The following is a 22705-nucleotide window of genomic DNA, read 5'->3' on the forward strand; positions in this document are numbered from 1 at the left end:
AGGTAAGCCCAGTGAAGGTAAGCCCAGTGAAGGTAAGCCCAGTGAAGGTAAGCCCAGTGAAGGTAAGCCCAGTGAAGGTAAGCCCAGTGAAGGTAAGCCCAGTGAAGGTAAGCCCAGTGAAGAGTCCGCCGATTCTTCCGAGAGCAATCCAGCGGAATCGGATGCCAGTGGCCGAAGTGATTCTCAGGATGGGGCGTCTTCGGCGGAAGCGACTGGAACGAATGAGGGCTCGAATCCGCAGGCAGAGAGTTCTCAGGACAATCCTCAATCGCGAACCGGCGGACGGCCGGGTGACGGAACAGGGACCGCGGATGGCACGGTTGAGGGCGAACCTGGCGAAGACGAGGCAAATCTGGATTACTCACGAAAAGCAACCGATCTGGCTTTGGATCATCTCAAGGATCAGCTGGATAACCGCGATTTACTGGATGAACTTGGCTGGACTTCCGATGATGCACGTCGCTTTCTTGACCGCTGGCAACAAATGAAGCGAGACGCGCGGCAGCAAGGGGCTCGAGGCCAGCAGGCCCAGCAAGCGTTGGAGGATCAGCTACGTGGCCTCGGACTGCGTCCTCAAGCGGCTCAGACGCGGTCGATCCGACGAAGCCAGGGTACGACTCAGTTGAGAGACGACGGAGCCCGTTCGGCACCCCCCTCGCAATATCGAGATCACTACCGAGCTTTCCTGCGGGGAATGAATCGGGATCGTAAGTCGGACTCGGAGCGTTAGTGGTCGGTATCTGACTTCGGTTCTAGCTGCCCGCTTGGTGATCTCTCGCCGGAAGGCTTACAATACGCGAATGTCTAGTCTACCTCGATATCTTGTGGCTTTTCACCCGAAGAGTGTGCCCCATTACTTTACCGATGTGTTGATCATTGGTGGAGGGTTGGCTGGCTTGCGGGCTTCGATCGAAATCCCATCAGATCAGTCGGTTGTGGTCGCGACCAAAGATAATCTGCATGAATCGAGTAGTAATTACGCCCAAGGCGGTATTGCCGGCGTTTGGGATCCCGATGATCGATTTGAGGATCACATTGCCGACACCCTCGATGCGGGAGGCAATCTTTGCAATCGACAAATCGTGGAAATGGTAATTCGTGAAGCGCCCGACCGAATTCAGGAACTCATTGATTGGGGTACCCAATTTGATCAGGATGCGGGTGAGTTGCTTTTGGGCCGAGAAGGTGGGCACAGTCGGCATCGGATCTTGCACGCTCTTGGCGATTCCACGGGAAAGGAAATTATGCGGGCCGTTGTGCATTGGACCCAGCGATTTCCGAATGTTCAGCTATGGAAAAACGCCTTTACCATCGATCTGCTTGTCGAGGAGGGCCGTTGTCGAGGTGCACTGATTTGGAATCCTCACCACGGAAAAATGATGGTTTGGGCGAAACAGACAATCCTGTGTACCGGTGGAGCGGGGCAGGTTTATCGAGAGTCGACCAACCCGGTCGTGGCCACTGGCGACGGAATTGCTGTCGCCTATCGCGCAGGGGCTGAAATTCGCGACATGGAATTCATGCAATTTCATCCAACGGTGCTTTACATCGCGGGCAGCAGTCGCAGTCTGATTACTGAGGCGATGCGTGGCGAGGGTGCTCACTTGGTTGATGCTACCGGTGATCGATTTATGGCGAATTATGACGCCAGGGGCGAGTTGGCTCCTCGCGATGTGGTATCGCAAGCTATTGTGTCGCAAATGGATAAGACGAAGCACCCGTGTGTCTACCTGGATGTGAGTCACCTGGAATCGGAACGAATTCGCGAGCGTTTTCCTGGCATTACGAAAAGCTGCACGAAGTTTGGTATCGACATCACGAAGGATCGCATTCCCGTGCGACCTGGAGCCCATTACATGATTGGTGGGGTCTCGGTTGACGGGTCGGGGCAGACGAGCGTCCCGGGGTTATGGGCCGCGGGTGAAGTCACATCGAGCGGACTGCATGGTGCCAATCGTCTCGCGTCCAATAGTTTACTTGAGGGGTTGGTTTATGGGGCCCATGCCGGACGGGGTGCCTCGTTGGCAGCCCGGGAGGTCGTTGACGACTTCCAAGCTCCACCCCTTTCCTCTCCCGCTGTCGTTCCTGCGGGGGAATCTTTGGATTTGGGCGACATTCGCAATTCGCTCAAGAGCATGATGTGGCGGTCCGCCGGGGTTCGAAGGGACCAAGCATCACTCGCCACTGCCGGCTCGATGATCGAAAATTGGTGCCAATATGTGCTTTCTCAGCAGTTTTTTGATCCGACTGGCTGGGAATTACAAAATATGTTGGAGGTGTCTCGGTTGATGATTCGGGCGGCTGCAAAGCGGGAAGAGTCTCGTGGTGTGCATCTTCGCACCGATTTTCCGAACGTTGACGATGATCGGTGGCGGCGACATTTGATTTGGCAACGCACCGATTGCGAGTCGAAGCCGGCTTGACGGCGACAAATGGTTAGGTATTTTTCCTTCATCGAACTTGTGCCACCGGTATCGCGTAACTTAGATTACGGCTTCGAAAGCGAAGGCACAGCGGCAGGCACCATTCGCATTTGCGATTCTGAGGTCAGTTTAGCCGGTGGGGTTGAAGCTTTTTTTTGCGGAACTTCATTCGGTCCCACCAGACTGACATTCACGGTGACGTGTTTGCCGCCAAAAACTCAGAGACGGGTCGGTCTCTGAGAAATCCATCACCTTGATCGAATTCTACCGACAATTGGGGTTATCGATGAGTGACAACAGCAACTCAGTTCCGATGATTGAGGCCCAAGGGCTCTCCAAGTTCTACGGCGATTTTGCCGCCTGTCGGGACGTAAGTTTTGAAGTGAAACAAGGAGAAATTGTTGCTTTTCTCGGGCCAAACGGCGCTGGGAAGAGCACCGCGATGAAGCTGCTGACGGGATATTTATCACCTTCGGCGGGCATTGCACGAATTGCCGGTCACGACATGGCAAATGATCGACTCGCCGGTTCGACCCGTTTAGGCTACCTGCCTGAAAATGGGCCACTGTATCCTGATATGACGCCTGCCGGCTTATTAGATTTTTTCGCCGATGCGCGGGGGCTCAGCCAGTCTGAGAAACGATCTCGGACTGAAGCGGTAGCTGATATTTGCGCTCTCTCGACCGTGTTTCACAAACCGATCAGTAAGTTATCGAAGGGCTATCGACAACGTGTTGGAATGGCTCAAGCTTTGTTGCACGAGCCAGAAGTCCTGATTATGGACGAACCGACTGCTGGGCTTGACCCCAACCAAATTCATGAAGTGCGTCGTACGATGCAGCGTTTGGGAGCCGCTCGGACCATCTTGCTCTCTACCCATATCCTCCAAGAAGTTGAGGCGATGGCCAGTCGCGTGATTGTGATCAATGAAGGTCGCATCGTGGCTGACGGGCCGATCAGCCAGTTTACGGAGGGTGGCAAGAGTTTGGGTGACGAGTTCCAGCGACTTACGGCGGGAACTGCGACCTAGCAACCTTACGTTTCCTCACTAGATCAGTTGGTTCATTCGTGAATCATAAAAACGCAGAAGAATAGACAAAGAGTAACGAGTCATGGGCATTACGCTTCCGATTTTATTGCTTTTGGTAATTGACCTGGTTTTTGTTCTGATCGGGTTCGGCTTATTAAAGTTGTTGTCGAAATACAAGCATGCGGCCCACGCCGTCATGAAACGTAATTTCGTCGGCTATTTCAGTAATCCAACGGGCTATTTGTTCATTCTGTTGTTTGTCGGATTGTGCTCGGCAAGTGCGTTTTATCCGCACGACTTTTTTAACGACAATCTGGCCACGCTACATCAATTGAATCTTTGGTTCCCCTGGATCATGCTTGTTTACATACCCACCATCACGATGGGAATCTGGTCGGAAGAACGTCGGCAAGGCACAGATGAACTTCTGTTGACGGTGCCAGCGGATGATTGGGATATCGTTCTCGGCAAATACTTGTCGGCAGCGGCAATCTTTACCGTTTCGCTGCTGTTTTCTCAGGTTGCCAATTTCATGGTGATGGCCAGCTTATCGCTTGGTGAGCTTGACCTGGGTCTATTTGTGACCACCTATTTGGGTTACTGGTTGATTGGCCTCGCGATGATTTCGATCGGGATGGTCGGGTCGTTCCTCACCAAGAATCAGACGATCGGTTTCATCCTTGGTGCTGTGTTCAACTTGCCGCTGGTCATTTCAGCTCACGCTGATGCAATTTTTTCCAGCGATTTCGCTCAACAGATTTCGCGTTTGAGTTACGCGGATCAATTCTTCGATTTTGGACGCGGCGTGGTCAGCCTACGAGCAATTGTTTTCTTTATTCTGGTCATCTCAATCGGCCTATATCTGAGCGTCGTGCTTGTCGGTCGAAGACATTGGCTGGGTGGCAAAGATGGCGATTCGATGTTGGGACATTACGTGGTGCGTGTTGTCGCTTTAATGATTTTCGCCTTCAGTCTGACTTTCTTCTTCTTCAACAACGATCGTGTACGGTTCGATGGATCGAGCCAGCAAGTCAGCTCGCTCTCATCCGACACCAAAACGCTGCTTGGCAGTCTGAATGAGAGTGGTGATCAGACGATTTTGATAGAGGCATTCATCAGTAAAAAGATTCCGGAAGACTACGCCAAAACAAAACTCGATTTGATTTCGAAGCTTAACGAGTTCAAGGCGCGAGCTGGCAACGGAGTTGTCGTGAAAATTTATGACAATTTGGAGCCCTCCAGTGATGAAGCGATTCGTGCAGAAGAACAATATGGAATTTTGCCAGCTACGGTCTTGATTCGCGAACGAGGTGCGATGCGTCAAGAGGATATTTATTTGGGGGCGGCTTTTTCACGCGGTTTGGAGAAGGTGGTTGTGCCTTTCTTTGATCAAGGTATTCCCGTCGAATATGAATTGATTCGTTCGATGGCGATTGTTGCCGATCCGGTTCGCAAGAAACTGGGAGTCGTCACCACAGGGGCACAACTGTTCGGAGGGTTTGACATGCAAAGCATGCGGCAGAATCCCAAACAGTTGATCATTGAAGAATTAGAGAAACAGTACGAAGTTGTGCAGATTGACCCCACAAATCCAATTCAAGAGAAGTTGGATGTGATGTTAGCCGTGCAACCGTCCTCGTTGAATCCGCAGCAGATGGACAATTTTGTGGCGGCGGTGGGCAGTGGAATCCCCACCGCGATTTTCGAAGATCCCATGCCGGTGATGATGTCGGCCGTCGGAACAAGCCAACCCAATCCACCCCGCGGTGGGATGATGGGAATGGGCGGGCAACCAGGTGCGCCCAAAGGAGAAATGAGCAAGTTATGGGATCTGCTGGGTATCGGAATCACCGGTAAGCCTGGTCCAGGTGGACAGTTACAAGCCGAAGTCGTTTGGCAAAAATATAATCCTTACAAGAAAACTCGGGGCATGCGGCAAATTACTGATGAATGGGTATTCGCAGCGAGTGACGCCCCCGGCGCTGAGGAGCCGCTCAACACCGAGAGTCCGGTAACTTCCGAACTGGAGCAAATCTTGATGCTTTATCCCGGAGGTATTCGGGAAACGTCGGTGGACGAGATCGAGTTTACACCGCTCGTTAAAACCGGTACCGATGTTGGTTCGATCGGTTTTCAGCAATATTCGATGATTCGTGATCCGCGACAACTGGAGTTCTTACGTTCCAGCAACCGTACGGATCAGCCCTTTGTGCTGGCAGCACAGATTCGCTCGAAGAATTTGAGCGAAGCATCAGACTCTGCGGACCAATCCGAGCAGGGTGAAACGGAAAAACCAGCGACGGTCAACGTGATTTATGTCAGTGACATTGACCTGATGCATTCTGAGTTCCTCCGAGTCCGAGCGCAGCCCAACATGGGTGACATCAGTTGGCAATTTGATAACGTGATCTTCGTCTTGAATATTGTTGATGCCTTAGCGAGTGATGAGCGTTTCATTGACATTCGTAAACGCCAGACGCGACACAGTACGCTGAAACTTGTCGAGCAAAAAACAGCTGAACGTCGACGAGAGGCGGACGATGAGATCGACAAATTCAGTGATGAATTTGAAGTGGCTGAGGAAAATGCTCGCGCCAACCAGGAACAGGCGTTGCGAGATTTGCAGTCAAAAGTTGCTGAACTGCAAAAGAAAGCTCAAACGGCCGGTGGCGAAGTGAACAGTCGTGAAATGCAGCGGGCATTGCAGGCGGCAGTTCAACGCGTTGCCATGACCGAGTCGGTCGAGCAGCGTCGATTGGAAACTCTTGTCGAACAGTTAACTCGCGATCGTGATAAAAAGTTGAGGACGATTGAGCGATCTATGGATATGGAGATACAACAGGTGCAGAATCGTTACAAGGCGATGGCGCTACTGTTGCCCATGTTGCCTCCACTGATTATCGGTCTAGTCGTTTACATGAGACGTCGGCGGCTGGAACGTGAAGGAATTACGTCGGAACGTCGGAAATAAGGTGGCTCATTCGACGTCTCTTGTAGAGAGAATACAAAAGATAAACGCCTTTGCGTTGAAATAAATAAGAGGAGTTTTCATCATGTCTCAAATGACTAAGACCTTGGTGTTCGCTGGACTGGCAATCGTTGCTGCCGGGTTGGCCTTTGCGACGCGCACTGGACCGGTTGGTATCGATCAGCCCGAGCAAATTGGGAAACCACTTTTCGACGACTTCGAAGACCCGTTGGCTGCAAACAGCATGAAGATCGTGCGCTTTGATGAAGATCTTTCCAAACTGAGCGAAATCGAAATCAAAGAAATTGATGGCATTTGGACGCTGCCCTCACACGCTGGATATCCGGCCGATGCCGAAAATAAGATTCGCGACGCAGCGACCCCCTTTGTCGATATGAAAATTATCGACGTTGTCACCGACAAAGATGGCGAGCACGCTACCTATGGTGTGCTGGAACCGGGTGCTGACAAATTGGCGGTCGGTGATCAAGGAGTGGGAACCCTGGTGAATATCAAAGACGAGTCCGGGAAAAACCTCGTTGATTTGGTGATCGGTAAAGAGTATCAGGAAGGCCAACATTACGTTCGGCCCGTGAAGCATTCGCGGGTCTATCTCGCCGCTGTTGATCCCTCGACATTACCGGTTCGGTTCGACGATTGGATCGAGAAAGATCTGCTGAATGTGAGTGCCTTTGATATCTCAGGCATGACCTTGAAAGATTACTCCTTTGACGTTGCACAAACCCTGAGAGGGCCAATCACGCAATTCGATCGAAGGTTTGAGATGCAAGTCTCTGACGAAAATGGTCAGTGGAAGCTCGATAGTCTACTCGAAGCGCGAAATGATAACTTGGTGCCAGTCGAACTGACCGAAGGACAGCAACTCAATCAAGAACGTCTCAACGCCATGAAGGATGCTCTCGATAATCTAGAAATTGTCGATGTGGCACGTAAGCCAGCTGGGTTAGGGGAAGATCTGAAAGCCGATAAGGGCTTCTTCAACAATCAGTCCGGTGTTGATTCACTCATTGAAAAAGGCGTTTACCCGGTGCAATTGGATGGTAGCGTCGAATTGTTGTCGACCGACGGTGAAGTTCTTGTCGATACGAAAGAAGGCGTCCAGTATGTTCTGCGTTTCGGCGGAGCGGCGGGAGTCGACACCGAATCAAATGATGCCGGATTAAATCGCTATTTGCTTGTGTCCGCGCGGGTTAACGAAAACCATTTTCCGGAACCCGATTTGGAAACTCTGCCGTCCGAGGTGCCAGCGCTGCCTGAAACACAGAGTGCGATTGAAGGTTCCGATGAAGTTGAGGTTGAATTGGAGATCGATGAGACCGAGGGGGATACGCCTCCGGAAACGCCCGAGGAGAACACGGTTCTCGACGATGAAGTTGAGGCGGTAACTACGAATCCCGAAGGCGAACTTGAAGCGGCTGATGACTCCGCAGTCGAATCAGAGGCGACCAACGACGAGGCGACCAACGACGAGGCGGGAGACACCTGTCAGGAGGAGCCCGATGAATCCGCTGACGCCACTTCAGAGGCAACAGCAGAAGGGGAGGAGGGTACTGCAGAAGAGCAGCTACAGGCCGAGCAGGAACGCATCGAAAAAGCGAATCAACGGATGATTGACGAGCGAAATGACCGCATCAAGGCGGCAGAGGGAAAAGTCCGTGAGCTGAATTATCGTTTTGCCGATTGGTATTACGTGATCTCTGAAGACGTTTATAAGAAGATCCATCTCAGCTTGTCGGAGATCGTTCAAGAATCTGATGCCGCAAATCAAGCTGGTGGTCCAGGCGCTGGTGGCATCGATGCGTTGCGGAGTCTACAGGGAGGCGGTTTGCAACTTCCACCTGGCTTGCAGCCTCCCGGTAACTAGATTGGTTTTCGTCTGGGATTCAACGTGTACCCAGCCTACGTCGGTTGAGTTCCGCTGCCCAACTCGCGGAGGAACTCGAGCGTAAAGATGCCCGTGTCGTGACCGTCGCTAAAGGCGATGGCATACGCATAGTTTCCGACGGGACGCATGCCTTGAATTCGTAAGGGCTGCGCCTCCTCGACGGTCAGCACCGGAAGCAATTCTGCCGGTGTGTCGATAGCTCGCTTTTCGCGACAAGACGCACAGGGGCACGCATCGCGGAGGCTTCGTACGCTAAAGATATGTTCGCAACCATCACTCCAGCTGATTTTGAGCGATTCTTGGTCAATAAGTGTTAGATCGGTTGGGTGGTAATTCATTTTCTTTGATCGAGGAAACGTTTGCCTTTCTGTTCAAAACGTGGCAGGCTGCCACAGGGTACGCAACGAACTTCTACCTTTAGCCCCAGCCTCGTATTGAGTAACTGAGCAATTCGCGTGGGCTCCTGCAGCCGATCTTCCACTTCGACCGACAAGGCATCTAGCTCGCCTTTCTTTTTTGCTGTGATCCGATATTCCGCCACTTCTGGAATCGATCGGAGTATCTGCTCGATGGCACTCGGATAGATGTTGACTCCTCGCACGATCAGCATTTGGTCCACCCGTCCCAAAACTCCACCGGCCAGACGTACAAAGTGATTCGGCGCACTTACATCTCGGTCTGGCTTGACAAGATCGCCCGTGCGATAGCGGATCAGGGGTGCGCCTTTTCGCCCCAACGTGGTCAGCACGAGTTCGGCTAATTCCCCGTCCTCAACCGGTTGTTGGCTATCGACCGAAACAAATTCTGGAATGAATTCACTTTCGATGATTCGCAACCCTTGCCCAGCATCATCATATCCCCAAGGGCCGATTTCCGTAGCGCCGGCATGGTCGACAAGCGTTGCCTGCCAGGCCGTCTCAATTCGTTCACGGATGGATGGGATCGACCCACCGGGTTCACCGGCGACGATAATCTTCCGAATCTTCGACTTGTCGATTTCGATTTGGTGCTCTGTTGCCACGCTGGCGAGGTGCAAAGCGTAGCTGGGAGTGCAGCAGAGTACGGTAGCATTGTGTTCGATAATCAATTTCAAACGGGCCAAACTACTCATTCCGCCGCACGGCAGCACCATCGTATTTCGGTGGATGAGCGCTTCATGGGCGCTCTGGAAGCCGATAAAAGGACCATAGGAAAAGGTCAAGGCCGCACGGTCCTGTTCTGTTACTTCAGCGGCATCTAAGACGTACTGCCAGGTTTCAAGCCACCATCGCCAATCCTCTTGAGTATCCAAGACGACGAGTGGATGGCCCAGAGTGCCGGAGGTACGGTGAAAGCGGACGTACTGCGAAATATCGAAGGTGCGGTTCAACGCGTAGGTTGGATTGGACTCGGGATCGAACAATTCTTGTTTGTTGGTAAAGGGGAAATCTTGCAGATTGGCCAGTGAATTCAGCGGCTGATCTAGTTTCCCCAGCTTTTCTGCGTAGAATCGGTTCGCAGGAAGTATGTCTGCGAGCAAGTGATTCAAACGTATGAGCTGATGAGCGGCGAGCGCTTTGCGATCTAGCTGTTCGTATCTGCGGCGAGATTCAAAAATTGTTCGATCCATAACAGCATGATAAGAGTTTGTGTCCCGGCGAGAAAGGACGATCCCTTGGTCGTCGCGGACCTTAAAATAAAGCGATAGATTGATTATGTCCAAGAGCCCAGGACGAGGTTCGCTCCTCGTTGTTTTTCTCACTGTTTTCATCGATTTACTTGGATTTGGCATCGTCCTGCCGCTGTTGCCAATTTACGCCGAAGAATTCACGCTGGACGAAAGTGGATTGCAGCTGGGTATGTTGATGGCCAGCTTTTCAATCATGCAATTCTTTTTCGCACCGGTTTGGGGTCGGATTTCCGACCAGATCGGCCGTCGTCCGGTGATCATGATTGGATTGGTCGGTTCGGCTGTTTTTTACGCGTTGTTCGGATACGCGACGATCCAACGGAGTCTGTTTTTGATGTTTGTTTCGCGAATTGGCGCCGGTTTGGCCGGAGCCACTATTTCGACAGCTCAAGCTTATATTGCCGACACGACTAGCTTGGAGCAACGTCCGAAAGGTATGGCGCTGATCGGCATGGCCTTCGGACTTGGATTTACCTTTGGTCCTTTATTGGGCTATCTGGCGATTCCAAGTGGAACGGGGGATCCCGGCCCCTGGCCTGGATTTGCCGCCGCCGCTCTTTCGCTGCTCGCCTTTTTCCTGGCGGTTTTTTGGCTGCCAGAATCATTGCATGACGATTCCGAATCGGCTTCTCACGGCCTGAATTTCTCCCAGCTTCGGGAGGCTCTTCGCGTGCCATCGATAGCCGCCATCTTGCTTGCGATTTTTGTTTGCGTTTTTTCCTTTGCTAATTTTGAAACAACCTTGGCGTTAATGATCAAAGGTCGTGATTCGGTCTTTCGTTTTTCGTTTCAACAGGTTTGCCTCACCTTTGCCTACATTGGTTTTGTGCTTGCGGTCGTACAAGGTGGCGTTGTTCGTCGCCTGGCTGGACGGATATCGGAAGGAGCCCTGGCGGGTGCAGGGGCGATCGCGGAGTTGTTAGGTTTCTTCTGCTTGGTCGTAGCTCTGCAGTATCGGGCGGAGTGGATGCTCTACCTGGGGCTAACCATTGTCGTACTCGGCTTTGCCTTTATCACACCGTCCCTCAATTCCCTCTTGTCACGACGCAGCGATCCGAATCGACAGGGCGGCATTCTTGGAATTGGTCAGAGCGTCAGTTCACTGGGGCGGATCGCCGGGGCTGGGTTGGGGATTCCGCTGCTGAAAATGCATCCTCAGCTGCCTGCCGGAGTTGCCATGTTATTGATGGCGTTTGGCTTTGTGATGATTGTGTGGGGAGCTCGATCTGGCAAAGACTTCGGCAAAGCCGTTGCTTGACCGATCATGGGGTAATGACTTTGTGAGTTTGCCCGCTGAAAGCTTGGGGGGTTACGAAGAAGTTTCCTGGGTGCCGAAACCTCCGCCACCCGGGGTTTCAATAATCAGCCGGTCGCCTGCTTTGACGGAGAATTGGGCGCGCCAGGGAAGCTCCTTCATCTGTTGACCGGACCGAATGATGCGATTGCGGCCAACTTGGCCAGCATCACCTCCGTCGCAACCATAAGGCGCATAAGGGCCGCGGCGTTGGGAGAGAATCGAGACCTGCAGCTTTTGGAGAAATTCGAGTTCGCGCGTTACACCGTCGCCGCCTGAGTGCTTTCCGGCACCGCCCGATGATTTGCGAATTTCAAATCGAACGACTCGAATTGGATAGTTACGTTCGATGACTTCCGGATCGGTGAGTCGCGTGTTCGTCATATGGGTATGAACCGCATCGGCCCCGTCGGACGTAGGCGTCGCACCGGCTCCCCCGCAAATCGTTTCGTAATATCCAAAGCTTTCGTTTCCGAACAGTAAGTTGTTCATCGTGCCTTGGCTGGCGGCAGCCAAACCGAAGGCACCCAATATCACATCGACAACTCGTTGAGAGGTTTCTACATTTCCTCCCGCGACAGCCGGAGAGTCCTCCGCGGTAGCTCCGACTAGCGGATTGAGGATGCCGGGTTCTACAATCAATTCAATGGGGTTCAAAACGCCTTGGTTCAGTGGAATGTCCTCATTGATCAAGCAGCGTAAACAATACATGGTTGCTGCGGAAACGATGGCGAGGTTCGCATTGAGATTGTCGCGGGTGGATGGAGCCGAGCCACGAAAGTCGATACAAGCCTGGTCGTTGTCGACGGTGATTTTTGCATGGATCAGAGCTCCATTATCCAGATGATCTTCGAATTTATACTCGCCGTCTGGAATCGTTTTGAGAGCATGCCGTAATTTGGTTTCTGCAGCGACTTGAATATGATTCATGTAGGCATTTACCACGGGCCAAGAGAAACGGTCGACCAGTTGCTGCAAGTCACGTACGCCTTGCTGGTTGGCGGCAATTTGGGCCCGAATATCGGCTAAATTGGTTTCGAGATCGCGTGTTGGATAGGTTGCGCCAGTAAGTTGTTCGGACAGCTCTTCGAGCCGCGACTGGCCAGCATCGATCAATTTGAAGCTGCGAATGCACACTCCTTCTTCCGCGAGTGAATGTGAGAACGGTGGCATCGATCCGGGCGTAATCCCACCGATCTCTGCGTGATGGGCGCGGCTGGCGACCAGAAATCGCAGCTGACCATCGGTCGGATCATGCACGGGAGTGACAACGGTCACATCGGGTAAGTGTGAGCCCCCGCGATAGGGGTCATTTGTGACGATCACATCGCCGGAAGCCAAATCGGCGTGATCTTCCAAAACGCACTTCACCGTTTCACTCATCGCCCCCAGATGCACCGGAATGTGGGGGGCGTTGACGACTAAGTCTCCGCGATCGGTGAAAATGGCACAGCTAAAATCCAGCCGTTCCTTCACGTTGACACTGCTGGATGTGTTACGGAGCGTGATGCCCATTTGCTCAGCGATCCCAGCGAAGTGACGATTGAAGATCTCTAGCAGGATGGGATCACAATCAGTCGAGTAGGAATCCGTTTCCGTTTGGGTTTGCTGGCGGATGAGTAATTCTCGCTGACTTAATACTTCTGCTTGCCAGCCGGGGTCGATGATCGTAGTTGACATTGTTTCGTGAATGACGGCAGGGCCTGTAATTTGGGCGCCCGCTTGCAGTGCTGTGCGATGGTAACAGGCGGCCGATACCAATTGACCGTGGAAGTACATTTGGCGAACTTCGGATGATCGAGTATGGGCAGGCGCGACGGAATGCGATTTGGGAAGTTTTGCCCGAATTCGACCCGTTGATTCGATTCTCGCAGCCACAATTTCGAGATTGCGTTCAGGTTGGGCGTATCCGTACCGTTTTTGATGCAGCGTGGTAAACGCTTCGAGATAGTCACCGTTAAGCGGGCGCGGAATCGTTAACGTTGAGTCGGTCCCCTCGTAACGCAAGTCCAGCGATTGAACCGTTTCAATGTTTTTTTCTGAAACACCTTGCTGCAACAACGACTGCTCGGTCTGTTGGGTCAATTCGGTCCAGGTATCGTTCAGCAGCTGACCGTTCAGCTGTTCGATGTCCAAGTAGACTCCCTTGGCCGCGTGCCGTGTGAGATCGGCGTGGCCGATTCCCAATGCACTAAGTATTCCTGCGTCAGGATGATTGATGATTTCTCGCATCCCTAGCTCTTCCGCCACCGCACAGGCATGTTGAGGTGCGGCGCCACCGAATGAGACCAACACATATTCGCGCGGATCGTATCCTTGGGCGATCGAGATCGATCGAATCGCCTGAGCCATATTGGCGTTGGCGATCCGTAGGAATCCGTCGGCCAATTCGGTCGTGGTCATCGCTTGTCCCAGTTCATCGCGGATCGTTTTCGCCAGTTCTTGCAGCCGTCTTTCAACGGCTTGAGCATCCAACGCGAAGGGAAACTGATTGGGTTGAACCTTGCCAAGATGAAGATTGACATCGGTGATCGTAAGTGGTCCGCCGCGGCCATAGCAGGCGGGCCCCGGTTCGGCTCCAGCGCTATCCGGACCGACCGCTAACTTGACTCCATCGAAATGACAAATCGAACCACCGCCTGCCGCAACGGTTTCGATGGCGAGCATCGGGGAAACAATGCGTACACCTGCTTTTTCGGTTTCATATTCGTGTTGGAATGAACCCTCGTAGCGAGCGACGTCAGTGCTGGTTCCGCCCATGTCAAAGCCGATTGCACGCGGAAATCCTGCCGCCTCTGCCACTCTCGCAAAGCCCACGACGCCGCCCGCCGGTCCGGATAGAATACTGTCTTTTCCTTCGAACTGATCGCCACGGACGAGCCCTCCGTTCGAGGTCATCATTTGCAAGGCAGTGCTCGTGTCGTCCAGATGTTTCGCAATCCCTTGAACGTAGTCTTTCAAGACTGTATTCAAGTAAGCGTTGACCACTGTTGTATCACCGCGCGAGACAAGTTTGATGAGAGGGGCCAGTTGGCTGGAGACGCTGATTTCCGAAAAGCCGAGTTTCCGAGCGATTACGGCGATTTGTTGCTCGTGGGTTGCATTGCTGTAGGCATTGAGTAGGCAGATCGCCACCGCGACTGTCCCGCGGTCTCGAAGCCGTTTGAGTTGTTGGCGAATTAGATCAGGTTGGACAGCGAGTAAAACTTCGCCCGTGCTGCTGAGACGCTCATGAACCTCCAGCACCTCTTCGTAAAGTGGAGCTGGTTTTTGAATCTCTAAATCGAATAGATTCGGCCGCGCTTGGTAGCCAATTTTGAGGATATCAGCGAAGCCTTTTGTGGTGATCAACGCCGTTCGTCCACCGCCTCGAGTCAGAAGTGCATTCGTTCCACGTGTCGTTCCTAAGCGAACGGAAACGGCGGGTAACTCTTTGCCGAGTGGAAGCTGGAGAATGTATCGAATAGCCAGCAGGGGAGCTTCGAGATGGCTACTCAATTCGTACTGATCGCCCACTTGCGGTAACAACGGAAGTTCGCGATTCAAATTAAGTTGCTGATTCGCCGCATCGAATCCCGTAACTTGGGAACTTGCCAGAGGCCGTCCGACAGAGTCGATGAGTGTGAGAGTCCAGTCGATCCAAAACTCTGCGGGATCCTTACCACGTGTGGAGTCGATGATCTGGGTTGCCGAAGAGCCAGCCCCCACCGTGCCTTTGACAACCCCTGAACTCAGCGTTTTGTGGCGAAGGAGTGTTTTGTCAGGCGAGCGGGCAAGGCAATCGGTGAACGTACCGCCCACATCGATCCAGAATTCCCAAGCGTTGTTTGGGGGTAGCTTATTTTTCACCGATGCAAACCAGATGAGAGTTTGTACGCAGGTACATTCGATGATCGGCAACGGCTGGCGTGCTGCGGCTACTTTCGCCGAGTGGATTTCGTCCCCAAACCTTAAATTCTTCGCCCGCAGCAAGGACCACTACCACCCCATCTTCATCAATACAATAAAGGCGATCTTCAACGATCACCGGCGATCCTGAATAGTTGCCGCCGACCCGCTGTTGCCAAACTTTTTTACCTGTCATCGTTCGAACGCACGACACGACGCCCTTGTCGGACCAGAGGAATAGCAGCCCATCCTTTGCCACCGGACAGGGCACGTAGGGTGCTTGCTTCTTAATCTCGTAGGCTAAGGCTGCCTCTCGACCCGGTTGAATGGCCACCACATAGTTTCCACCGCCCCCTGAACCGGTTGTCCCGAAAATCAAACCATCCGCCACGATCGGTGAGCTCACTGTTCGCATCGAAAAGGCATCGACGGACCAATTCTCTCGACCTGTTTCTGGATCCAAACTGAACACGCCATGGGCAGTGCTGAGGCCAATCAATTCCGGCGTGCCATCGTCCGGCTGGTAGATACAGGGCGCAGAATAAGAAACGACTTCACTCATTCTCGTTGTTCGCCAACGTGTCTTTCCCGTTTCCCGGTCGACAGCCAGAATGAAACTACTGGGGATGCGCGGACCATTGCGGTCGGGTTTTCGCATTTGCACGCAGAGAATAACGAGGTCGTTGTAGACGATAGGGGATGTGCCAAATCCATGTCGACTTGCGAACGGTCCCAAGTCCAGTTCCCAAACCGGATTGCCATCATGATCAAATGCTAGGAAGTTTGTCGCAGAGGGCGTGGACCAGGCAACGTAGACGTGGTCCTGGTCGACTGCCGGAGTTGTGGAAGCGAAGCTATTCCTCGTGTGGATCGAGTGGCTCTCGGAAATAAATTCTTTTCGCCAGATCTCCTTCCCCGTTCTTGCGTCCAGACAGATGACGTATCGCGTCGCATTATCGGGGTCGGCACTCAATAAAAACAGTCGTTCGCCCCAGACGACCGGTGATGAATGGCCGATGCCGGGAAGTTGCACGCGCCAGTTGAAATCGGCCGACGTCCATTCGGCTGGAATATTGCTTGTCTGACTGATACCACTTCCGTTAGGACCCCGGAAGCGAGTCCATTCCTGGGCCTGAAGAAGGTCGGTAAACAACGGACTCGGGATTCCGTGGCTAAGGGCCAATACGAAAAAGAGGGTCGTTGTGAAAGTCGAGTGGCGTTTCATTGCAGGGGCTTCCTGAAGTAAGAGACGGCAAATCGCTCCGGAGAAGTAAACGATAATGGAAGGTTGGCCGAAAGAGAAGTACCAGGAATTCGAGGGGTAAGCTGACGTTGACAGGGAGGCTGAATCCCAAAAATAGAGCCAATTTTCTTATTCCCGATAAACGGTTGGTCGTTTCATCAATTGGCCGTTGACCGGCCTCGTGCCTCAATGACCTTGTCGGTGAATTTTTTTCAGCGCAACTTTACGGCACAAGAAAACCGTTGCGTGTGGAAACGAGAATTGCTTAACTCGCCCGCTTTCCAAGTCGGCAGAGTCGTATGGCCAGATCGCCGAAGATTGCGACAGGAAGATCGAAAAACGCCGCGGCTATCGTCATGAGATGAATGCTGTTTGGGAGTTGCCTCGGATTATTCCGAGACTCGATTCGACTAACGTGAATCACAACGGGTTTCGTCACGATTTCGTATCGATAGAGGAGAACGAACCAATCCTTCCAGAATCTTTCGGAGCCATCAATCCAGTTCGCTAGCCGGTTGTCTGATCCGTTTCGCGTTGTAAAGCCGCATGTTGAGCCGTTTGCCGGCAGTTAGGGAAGGTTAGTGGCGCGAAATCTCGGCCGAAAAGTCGCTCGAATCGACGAGTTGGGATCGTGTGGATACGGCCGTGCCCATCGGCTCGGACTTAGGCTGCCCGGTTGGCCGATTCTGCTTGATTGAGTTTGTTGTAAAGCGTCTTCAAGCTCACGCCCAATTCCTCTGCGGCCTTCGGTTTGCTGCCGTCGTTTCGTTCTACGGCGGCATAAATGGCCTGCAGTTCCATTTCTCGCAGAGTCATTGGACCACTCATCTTTAACGTTGCCGTACCCCGTTGTATTTGTCCTCCATCAAATTTTCTTGGAAGATGATCGGGGGAAAGCGGGCCGCTGTCGCAGAGAATCGTCGCGTATTCGATCACGTTGGCCAGTTCGCGCACGTTGCCCGGCCAATTGTGTCCCTTCAGCAGGTCGAGCGTTTCTTCTGAAATAGCTTCCGCATGTTTCGTCATGGGGAATCGGAGGCGATGGAGCAGATGTTCGGCCAGGTCCCGGATGTCTTCGGTACGTTCACGTAACGAAGGGATGAGAATTTCAAAGGTGTTAATGCGGAACATTAAATCTTCTCGAAATCGATTTTCCCGAACCATTTCCTCGAGCGGTTGGTGCGTCGCGCAAATGACGCGAACGTCAACCGTGAATGATTCGTTGTCTCCGACACGACGCATTTCACCGCTTTCAAGTACACGGAGCAGCTTGGATTGCATCGACAGTGGCAGTTCACCGATTTCATCGAGAAACAGTGTGCCACCGTGAGCAACTTCGAAAAGTCCAACTCGCTGTTCGTCCGCACCGGTAAAGGCACCCTTGCGATGGCCGAATAATTCGCTCTCGATTAGGCTTTCCGGAAGTGCACCACAATTGATCGCAACATATGGCATGTTCGCACGCAGACTTTGGTCGTGCACTGCACGGGCTACGAGCTCTTTGCCTGTTCCGGTTTCACCGAGTACCATTACCGTGGAATTTGTTGGTGCTACTTTCGAAATCAGTTTGCGAACACGTTGAATCCCCTGACTTTCTCCGACCAGCTTCGATTTGCCTTCAATTTGCTCGAGCTGATGTTTTAAAGCCCGATATTTGTTCGTCAGCTCACGCTTCTCGGCAACGCGCTGCAACAAGTGATCTAGGTCGGCGAGCTTGCAAGGTTTTGTGATGTAATCGAAAACGCCATGCCGCAAGGCCGCAACGGCAGTGTCCAGCGACGATTTTCCCGTCATCACAATTGCATCGGTCTCGGGAGACATCTCTTTGGCTTTGCCAATGACTTCGATTCCGTTCATGCCGGGCATGTCCAAATCGACCAACAGACAATCGAAACTGTTTATTTCCATCGCTGCGACCGCGGTGGTGCCATCCGGGCATACCGTCACCTCATAGCCCAGGCGTTGCAATTCACGTCCCAGCAGTTGCTGTAACGACTTTTCATCGTCGGCAAATAGAATCTTCAACGATTTTCTATGCGGCTCGGTAGCGATGATGCTTCTCCTTGGTAGCAGCTTCGTTTAACGGTAATTTCACCGTCAGGCGCGATCCTCGTCCGAGACCATCGCTATGAACGTCAATCTGCCCGCCGTGTTCATTCACAATTCGGCAGGTGATCGACATGCCCAACCCAGTGCCATAACCCTCCTTGCCACTGGTGAAAAAAGGTTCGAACAGAAGCTTTTTGACCTCGTCTGTCATGCCACAGCCATCGTCGGTCACGATCAGCTGGGCTTCGTCACTCGTCCGAAGAAGTGAAATAGACACGACACCGCCTGCAGTAAGGCTGTCGAGTCCATTGGTGATTAAGTTCAGCGTGACTTGCTTTATTTCTTGAGGATTCACCGCTGCGATTACCGCTTGTGGTGCGTGAACTACGATTTCCTTTTCCTTGTACGTTCCGACGTGTCGAACCATATCAACTACGCCTTGCACCAGCTCACGCAAATCCACGTCTTGTCTTTCAACATCCCCGAGCCGAGAAAAATCTAAAAGTCGTTCGGTGATTTCCTTGCAGCGAAATGCTTCTTGCTGAATCATCTTGAGGTATTCTTGAATGATGGCTAGTTCATTCGATGCTGAATCCTCAGAGTCTGGTATGACTTGTTCTGTTCTGAAAACGTCTTGGAGGCGATCCATCAGAGAATCTGAGCAAAAAGCGATCGATGCAAGTGGATTGTTTATTTCATGCGCTACGCCCGCTGCCAAGAAGCCCACGCTCGCTAATTGCTCACCTCGAACTACTTCACGAGTTCGTTGTTGTACTTGTTGGTCCAAATCATCACGGACTTGTTGGAACCGTAAAGTCATGTTGTTCATCGCATGAGCGAGTTCGTCCATTTCATCACCGGAATCGAGGCGAATGCGATGATCGAAATTCCCCGCCGCGACGTGTCGTGAACCTTCGATGAGGATTCGGAGTGGGCGAAACACCCAACGATAGAACAGATGAGCCATCACGAGCAACAAGGCACCCGCCGAAATACTGGTGAACCAGGTCAACACAATCCAAGTTCGGTACTGCCCCTTTACGTCGCCTTGGAGGTCATTCATTTGTCCCTGCAAGAAGCTGGGGAGTCGGTCCGCTTGGATCTTTAAGTCGGCAACTGCATTCTGCAATTGCGTCATTTCTGCTTCATCCTGCAAAGGCCAATTCATACCGACCTTCAGGCCACGAATCGTTGCCAGATCCGCTTTCATACGCTCCACAATTTGAAGCTCTTGCTTGATTTCACCAAGATTGTTGTTGACGACTGCGTTCTGGATCAGCACCTGTTGGTAAGTTTGAAGCGTTTGAGATACGGATTCGAGATGGTTGTCAAATTCGATAGTTTGCCAGTGATCCACTGGCAAATGACCGTCCAACTCGTCCGTCGGCAAACGTGATGGATCTGTCACGCTCATGGCACTCACATGTTGTGCCAGTTGAATAGCGATTGGCAGCTCCGAAGCTCGTTGGCTTACATTTCGAGCGAGATCACGAAATGCGTAAACACCACGGAAGCCACTGAAAGACAGAATTGCGACCGCGACCAGTAGCAATCCGACGCCAATCATTAATTTTTTTCGAATCGGCCAGCTGGTCAGCACTTTGACAACCTCCTTGTTGTCGGGGGACGGAACCGGGGGTTGGAAATGCCAAGCCATGTTCAATTGCCGGATCGTCTCCGGTCCGCGAAACGAATGTTCGCAGTTAGGGCCGCGAAGTCTAGCAGCAGATTCGAAATCAACGCAAGATGCGAATATCTGTTAAAAGTCGACTGATTAACTGGCTGTTGGGAATTTGCGGAGTCCATGTACTTGCCAGCAGTTCTGGCGCAGCAATGATTACTTTCGGTGAACCTTGAAGCCGTAGAGACGTATCGAAATTGCCCAATCGGTCGGTCTTGTTCGAATTGGTATGGGTAGCTAATATGAATTAAGTCGTTTTAAATTGGTGAATTGCGCAAATAAAAGTCTATTTTGACCGCAAGGATTCGAAATGAGCACGTCTATTCGTACGATGCGGAAACCCAGTTTCTATGCTTTTGGCCTCGCATTTTTCTTGACGATTTCCGCAGTGCTTTTGCTGCGTCCTCGAGAAACGCCAGCGGAACTGGAAGGTCCCCGAGCGAGTGATCGCCAAGTGGCTCTGATTGTCACCGCGCTGTTAAACCAAGAGCATCTACTTAACCACCCCCTCGATGATGAGATTTCGGAACGTGCCCTTTCGACTTACTTAAAGGGGCTCGATCCGATGAAGGTCTACTTTTATCAATCCGACATCGATGAGTTCATGAAGGAGCGGAAATCACTCGACGACATGATCAAACGAGGCGATCTCTCGCTGGCCTATAGGATTTTCAATCGCTTTTTGGAGCGGGTGGACGAACGGGTCGAATTCGTCGACGTGTTGTTGAAGCAGCAGCACGACTTCGAAGTTGACGAAGTCTTGATTACCGATCGCGACGAAGCCAAGTACGCGACCACACCAGCCGAGGCGTTTGATCGCTGGCGGCGTCGTATCAAGTACGATCTGCTGGTTCTGAAGAGCGAGGATGCGAAGAAGAAAGAAGAGAAGAAAGAAGAGAAGAAAGAAGGAGACGCTGACAAAGAAAAGAATGACGAGGTTGATCAGGGTGAAGCCAAACAGGACAAGAGCGAAGATCCCACTGAGCGTCTGAAGCGTCGCTACCACAGCTATGCGAAGCGAATGCACCAGTTCAGCTCTGATGATTTACTCGAAATGTATTTGTCGGCGATCACAACCGCTTACGATCCTCATACAACTTACATGTCTCCCAGTTCGCTGGAAAACTTTCACATCAGTATGAAACTCAAGCTGGAGGGAATTGGTGCGGCCCTCATGATGAACGACGGTTACACTGTGGTGACCAAGGTAATTCCGGGTGGTGCCGCCGACAAGAACGGGAAATTGCAACCGGAGGATCGTATCGTCAGTGTTGGACAAGGCACCGACGGTGAGATGGTTGACGTCGTTGATATGAATCTGAACGATGTCGTGAAGATGATTCGCGGCAAAGCTGGTACAGTGGTCCGCCTCGGTGTCAAACCGGCGGGTGGCAATGAAGTTGAGATTGTTAAGATCACTCGTGCAAAGATCGAACTGAAGGACAGCGAAGCACGAAGCGAAGTCATACCGTTTGGCAAAAAGCCCGACGGCTCCAGCTACGAAATCGGCGTAATCGATCTGCCGAGCTTCTACATGGACATGAGTGCTGCTCGAAAGGGGCTGACCGATTTCAAAAGCACGACGCGAGATGTTCGGCGGATTCTGGAAGATTTCAAATCCAAGGGTGTCGATGCGGTTGTGCTTGATCTCACCCGCAACGGTGGAGGAAGCCTCACCGAAGCCATCAATTTGACTGGCTTGTTCATCGACCGAGGACCCGTTGTCCAAGTCAAGGATTCTGATGCGCGAGTGCAACACTACGATGACACTGAGTCAGGCATGGTCTGGGATGGTCCCCTGGTGGTGATGACCAGTAAGTTCAGTGCCAGCGCGAGTGAAATTTTGGCCGGAGCGATTCAAGATTACGGCCGCGGCATTATCATTGGAGACGTAGCGACACACGGAAAAGGCACGGTTCAGAGCCTGCTCGACTTGGGGAATCAAATCTTCAACGTTCCGAATCCTCCCAACCTGGGAGCTTTGAAGATCACAATGCAGCAGTTCTATCGTCCTAACGGAGACAGTACGCAGAAGCGGGGCGTTGTTGTCGACGTACCGATGCCGTCGCTGACGACACATATGGACGTTGGCGAAACGGATCTCGACTACCCCGTCAAATTCGACGAAGTCGAAGCGGCTCCATTCAAAAAGGTTGATGACGTTACGACTCCAGTCGTGAAGCAACTCAACAACCTATCGGCCAAGCGTCGGGAGGGGTCCGAAGATTTTGCGAAGCTCAATCGACGTGTTGAGCAATACAAAAAGCAAAAGGCCCGCAAATCAGTCACGCTGAATGAGAAAAAGTTTTTCGCAGAGCGTGCGGAGCTGGATGCTGACAAAGAGGAAGAAAAGAAGATCAAGGAGCAAGTTTCTGGGGAACGGCCCGTTTTTCGCCGGAACTATTACAACGACGAGGTTCTCGCCATTACGGTCGACTATTTGCAACTCTTGAAGGATCTCCAAGTTGCCGGTTCGCCGAAGAGCGCCGGAACGACTCCCTGACGAGCGGATCCGTGATGACCGAAGGGGAAAACTGATCACAAAAAACGGCGG

General features: G+C 52.2%; 13 protein-coding genes. 7 read left to right on the top strand and 6 right to left on the bottom strand.

Annotated elements, in window-relative coordinates; all coding sequences use genetic code 11:
• The 5 genes from P8N76_24750 to P8N76_24770 all read left to right on the top strand — a co-directional run.
• On the top strand, positions 1-730 hold a 730-nt coding region (locus P8N76_24750; protein ID MDG2384903.1), incomplete at its 5' end, for a hypothetical protein.
• Positions 731-800: 70 nt separating this feature from the next.
• Positions 801-2423: an L-aspartate oxidase gene (gene nadB / locus P8N76_24755; GenBank protein MDG2384904.1), complete on the top strand. Its 1623-nt coding sequence runs from the start codon at positions 801-803 to the stop codon at positions 2421-2423.
• A 286-nt stretch (positions 2424-2709) separates the two neighbouring features.
• The gene (locus tag P8N76_24760) at positions 2710-3453 is read left to right on the top strand and encodes an ATP-binding cassette domain-containing protein (protein MDG2384905.1); all 744 of its coding nucleotides are present in this window, start codon (positions 2710-2712) and stop codon (positions 3451-3453) included.
• A gap of 82 nt (positions 3454-3535) precedes the next feature.
• A complete protein-coding gene (locus P8N76_24765; GenBank protein MDG2384906.1) occupies positions 3536-6424 on the top strand; it encodes a Gldg family protein in 2889 nt (962 codons plus the stop codon).
• 82 nt (positions 6425-6506) lie between these two features.
• Positions 6507-8306, top strand: a complete 1800-nt coding sequence (locus P8N76_24770; protein ID MDG2384907.1) for a DUF4340 domain-containing protein — start codon at positions 6507-6509, stop codon at positions 8304-8306.
• Between the two features lie 35 nt (positions 8307-8341).
• On the opposite strand, the gene P8N76_24775 is transcribed toward P8N76_24770, so the two are convergent.
• Entirely contained in the window at positions 8342-8665 is a 324-nt protein-coding gene (locus P8N76_24775; GenBank protein ID MDG2384908.1) for a DUF971 domain-containing protein, read from the bottom strand.
• Positions 8662-9936: a phenylacetate--CoA ligase family protein gene (locus P8N76_24780; protein ID MDG2384909.1), complete on the bottom strand. Its 1275-nt coding sequence runs from the start codon at positions 9934-9936 to the stop codon at positions 8662-8664. Before P8N76_24780 ends, P8N76_24775 begins: the two co-directional genes overlap by 4 nt.
• Before the next feature lie 85 nt (positions 9937-10021).
• Here P8N76_24780 and P8N76_24785 point away from each other — a divergent pair, with 85 nt between their 5' ends.
• Complete coding sequence (locus tag P8N76_24785; protein MDG2384910.1) at positions 10022-11254, top strand: MFS transporter; 1233 nt, start codon at positions 10022-10024, stop codon at positions 11252-11254.
• A gap of 51 nt (positions 11255-11305) precedes the next feature.
• Here P8N76_24785 and P8N76_24790 read toward each other — a convergent pair whose 3' ends face one another.
• The 4 genes from P8N76_24790 to P8N76_24805 form a co-directional block, all read right to left on the bottom strand.
• On the bottom strand, positions 11306-15139 hold the full coding sequence (locus P8N76_24790) for a hydantoinase B/oxoprolinase family protein (GenBank protein MDG2384911.1): 3834 nt from the start codon (positions 15137-15139) through the stop codon (positions 11306-11308).
• Entirely contained in the window at positions 15129-16403 is a 1275-nt protein-coding gene (locus P8N76_24795) for a PQQ-binding-like beta-propeller repeat protein (GenBank protein MDG2384912.1), read from the bottom strand. The genes P8N76_24790 and P8N76_24795 overlap by 11 nt, the downstream gene beginning before the upstream one ends.
• Positions 16404-17084: 681 nt before the next feature.
• The gene (locus P8N76_24800; GenBank protein MDG2384913.1) at positions 17085-18446 is read right to left on the bottom strand and encodes a sigma-54 dependent transcriptional regulator; all 1362 of its coding nucleotides are present in this window, start codon (positions 18444-18446) and stop codon (positions 17085-17087) included.
• A 7-nt stretch (positions 18447-18453) separates the two neighbouring features.
• Positions 18454-20070 carry a HAMP domain-containing sensor histidine kinase gene (locus P8N76_24805; GenBank protein MDG2384914.1) on the bottom strand — a complete coding sequence of 539 codons (1617 nt, stop codon included), beginning with the start codon at positions 20068-20070 and terminating at the stop codon, positions 18454-18456.
• Positions 20071-20461: 391 nt separating this feature from the next.
• Here P8N76_24805 and P8N76_24810 point away from each other — a divergent pair, with 391 nt between their 5' ends.
• Positions 20462-22654, top strand: coding sequence for a carboxy terminal-processing peptidase (locus P8N76_24810; GenBank protein ID MDG2384915.1), 2193 nt, complete (start codon positions 20462-20464; stop codon positions 22652-22654).
• Positions 22655-22705: the final 51 nt, after the last annotated feature.

This window comes from Pirellulaceae bacterium (genome assembly GCA_029243025.1).
Taxonomy (GTDB): domain Bacteria; phylum Planctomycetota; class Planctomycetia; order Pirellulales; family Pirellulaceae.

What these genes read in the sequence shown, in the direction of transcription:
- nadB (MDG2384904.1), top strand. Translation starts at nt 801, where the DNA reads ATGTCTAGTCTACCTCGATATCTTGTGGCTTTTCACCCGAAGAGTGTG.
- P8N76_24760 (MDG2384905.1), top strand. Translation starts at nt 2,710, where the DNA reads ATGAGTGACAACAGCAACTCAGTTCCGATGATTGAGGCCCAAGGGCTC.
- P8N76_24765 (MDG2384906.1), top strand. Translation starts at nt 3,536, where the DNA reads ATGGGCATTACGCTTCCGATTTTATTGCTTTTGGTAATTGACCTGGTT.
- P8N76_24770 (MDG2384907.1), top strand. Translation starts at nt 6,507, where the DNA reads ATGTCTCAAATGACTAAGACCTTGGTGTTCGCTGGACTGGCAATCGTT.
- P8N76_24775 (MDG2384908.1), bottom strand. Translation starts at nt 8,665, where the DNA reads ATGAATTACCACCCAACCGATCTAACACTTATTGACCAAGAATCGCTC.
- P8N76_24780 (MDG2384909.1), bottom strand. Translation starts at nt 9,936, where the DNA reads ATGGATCGAACAATTTTTGAATCTCGCCGCAGATACGAACAGCTAGAT.
- P8N76_24785 (MDG2384910.1), top strand. Translation starts at nt 10,022, where the DNA reads ATGTCCAAGAGCCCAGGACGAGGTTCGCTCCTCGTTGTTTTTCTCACT.
- P8N76_24795 (MDG2384912.1), bottom strand. Translation starts at nt 16,403, where the DNA reads ATGAAACGCCACTCGACTTTCACAACGACCCTCTTTTTCGTATTGGCC.
- P8N76_24810 (MDG2384915.1), top strand. Translation starts at nt 20,462, where the DNA reads ATGAGCACGTCTATTCGTACGATGCGGAAACCCAGTTTCTATGCTTTT.